The organism is Zhongshania sp., assembly GCF_041584495.1.
Lineage (GTDB): Bacteria > Pseudomonadota > Gammaproteobacteria > Pseudomonadales > Spongiibacteraceae > Spongiibacter.
Genome location: NZ_JBFHDY010000246.1, coordinates 1 through 2,357, shown reverse-complemented (window position 1 = coordinate 2,357; position 2,357 = coordinate 1). Strand labels below are relative to the sequence as shown.

At 50.1% G+C, this 2,357-nt stretch carries 4 protein-coding genes; 1 reads left to right on the top strand and 3 read right to left on the bottom strand.

Annotated elements, in window-relative coordinates:
- The first annotated feature begins 247 nt into the window (after positions 1 to 247).
- Positions 248 to 652, top strand: a complete 405-nt coding sequence (locus tag ABYP33_RS18730; protein ID WP_373092819.1) for a hypothetical protein — start codon at positions 248 to 250, stop codon at positions 650 to 652.
- 257 nt (positions 653 to 909) lie between these two features.
- Here the strand turns inward: ABYP33_RS18730 and ABYP33_RS18725 are convergent, their stop codons facing one another.
- From ABYP33_RS18725 to ABYP33_RS18715, 3 genes are all read right to left on the bottom strand, one after another.
- Entirely contained in the window at positions 910 to 1,086 is a 177-nt protein-coding gene (locus tag ABYP33_RS18725; RefSeq protein ID WP_373092818.1) for a hypothetical protein, read from the bottom strand.
- A gap of 60 nt (positions 1,087 to 1,146) precedes the next feature.
- Positions 1,147 to 1,542 (bottom strand): hypothetical protein, encoded by a 396-nt coding sequence (locus tag ABYP33_RS18720; RefSeq protein ID WP_373092816.1) that lies wholly within the window; start codon positions 1,540 to 1,542, stop codon positions 1,147 to 1,149.
- Positions 1,543 to 1,718: 176 nt separating this feature from the next.
- Positions 1,719 to 2,018, bottom strand: coding sequence for a hypothetical protein (locus ABYP33_RS18715; protein ID WP_373092814.1), 300 nt, complete (start codon positions 2,016 to 2,018; stop codon positions 1,719 to 1,721).
- Between the last annotated feature and the right edge of the window lie 339 nt (positions 2,019 to 2,357).

The window sequence follows — 2,357 nt, the reverse complement described above, 5'->3', positions numbered from 1 at the left end:
TCCTTGGCAATTTATGATCGATATTCTCCCTCGGATCAAGCCTAGTCTGCTGCGCGGCTGCGCGGCTGCGTGCGCTATCCGAGTTTCTTGGCGTTTTGGCCCGCGTTGTTTCTGTATAGTGGGTTTGTTTGGTTTGAGTTGTTTGCTCAAAATGCACCATTTACGCTGAAGGTGCTATTAATGGGTTATGCCGCATTAAATATTCTTGGGGTCGCCTTAACCGGCCGTCACAGTTGGTTTGAGTATTGTGAGTTTGTTAGCGTTTTTTAGACTTCTTGCGGTCATGGCGCCCATCGATTACAAGCCGAGTGATGCACACGGCGAGGGCGGGCATTTACGTATTTCCTTTAGCGGCGTGCTTGCTGAGCCACCGCGGCAGTTAAGTTTATTGGTTTTTGTTTTGTTCATGTTGTCCTCCACAGCCTTTGATGGCCTTCACGAAACAGTGGTGTGGGAAAATTATTATGGTTGGATTTTTACCGTGGCTTTTACAATACTGGACTGGCACGAATTCATTTATCGCGTTTGCGGCAATGTCGCGCTTGTACAGCTATTGGCAAGGTTTGTGTTTACTGTTGTCACCATTTTTGTATTTATTGGTGTTTGCTGCCTATTGCGCTGGTTTATCATGTTGCCGATTACTACACCTTGATTCAAACTCAGGGCATTAAAGTCGTCAGTTTGGTGTCGGACCCTTTTGGTTGGGGCCGTAATTAGTTTGGCACCATAAGCTAGCTGCAGCGTGTTTTCATTCCAGATACCTTCACAGCATGGCATGTCCAACTGACCTTAATTATTGCGGGGCATATTGCCAGTGTTTACGTTTCGTATGTGCTGGCGTTGCGTAGCTTTGTAATCTCGTGTGTGCGACGCTGAGTCAGGTGCGTTTGTTGCTACTAATGCTCGTGTTTACGGTGCGTAGGTAACGATTGGCGGAGTGGGGCGTAAGATGGCTGGCGCGGTCGCCGGAATATTCTTTAAATCATTGGCTTGAATTACTGCACTGGCCAATTCGGTGTGCTTCCATGTTTGCAAAAACACTTCAGCTGAGTTGAAAAAATACCGAACTTGGTTGGCGGCAGGCATTGGGGCTGTCGAGGACAATTTTTCACGAAATCACTGGGCATGGCGTAGTGGGCATTGCCGTCAAGATCTTCCATGCCCGGGGCGGCTAATATTGCCATCAGCATCAATGCTGTTGAGCTGCTCAAAGCTAAGGATCGAGGTGTTATCGAATTTCGTCATGGTGTTGAATGGCGCGCCGCTAAACAGTGTGAAAGGGTGCTCAATGGGGTTTGTCGGGTTGTTGCGCGGCCCGGTCTGGGCCGATAGGCCATTGGTGCCGTAGCCAAAGCGAAACAGTAATGAAGGCTTGCTTGCGCTGGCGCCTTTGTCGGGACCACCGTATTGGGCGTCGATATACTTTTTCATGGCGTACATGGTGTCAGCTTGGCGACCAGTGTTATTCATTGAATGGCAATCTTGGGTGAGGTCGTCAGAGGCGTTGCGCTGTACTCCACCGAGGGTTTCATTGTCGACCAAATCGTTGACGATAACGCGTAAGTCACCGGTTCAGGCGCGCGGTGGCCAATCGGTAAAGCTTGGCCAGCCATCAGTAGAGTGACCATTGGGGGCATGCTGAATAGCCCGCCGCCCAGAAATTCAGTGGCACTAATATTTACGTGAACATCGACGTGACCGAGTGCCGTACCGTCGGGCTAGGTGTCTTTAAACGGTTGGCCGCTGAAATGGCTCTGCGCTTTGGGGAGCGTTTCGCAATTTGCTGCCTCTTCAAAAATAAAGGTTTCGTTGGCGGGGGCGCTGCCGGGTACAGCGGTTTGCACTTTGTCGGTATTATCAATCGCCAAGTTCCGATTTAGTGCGCTGACACTAATAGTAAAAGTGTCAGCTGTAATGGCTGGGTCAACAAAATCGTGCCAGTTTGCCACGTGTTCTGGGGTTGGTTCTACATGATAAGCGAGTGTTTCTGGGTAATCAGTGGTGTCGCCATTGGCCAAAACCCGCCATTCGGTACTGTCACTGGCGCTAGGCAGGTTGGTAAAGGTTGGGGAAGGGGGTGCTGATTTTTAGAAATAAAAAAACCGCCAATAGAGGCGGTTTTTTGGCTCTTCATCATTAACGGGGGACACCGGCATTCATTAAACTGAATTTGCGAAGAAACAGTTTGATGGAGAATACCGATGTCCCACGCAGGGAGAATTATAGGCATACCTGGCCTTGAGATTGAACGGGTAGTTCGCAGGAAAGGGATCGAGGTCTGGGCAAAGCCTGCGCGCAGGCCGCCCTGCAAGCATTGCCAGGGCGATGGTCTGAGGATTAAGGCCACGCATCTCAGG

Bases quoted from the DNA above. Each gene is read 5' to 3' on its own strand.
- ABYP33_RS18725 (WP_373092818.1), bottom strand. From the start codon at position 1,086: ATGCCTGCCGCCAACCAAGTTCGGTATTTTTTCAACTCAGCTGAAGTG.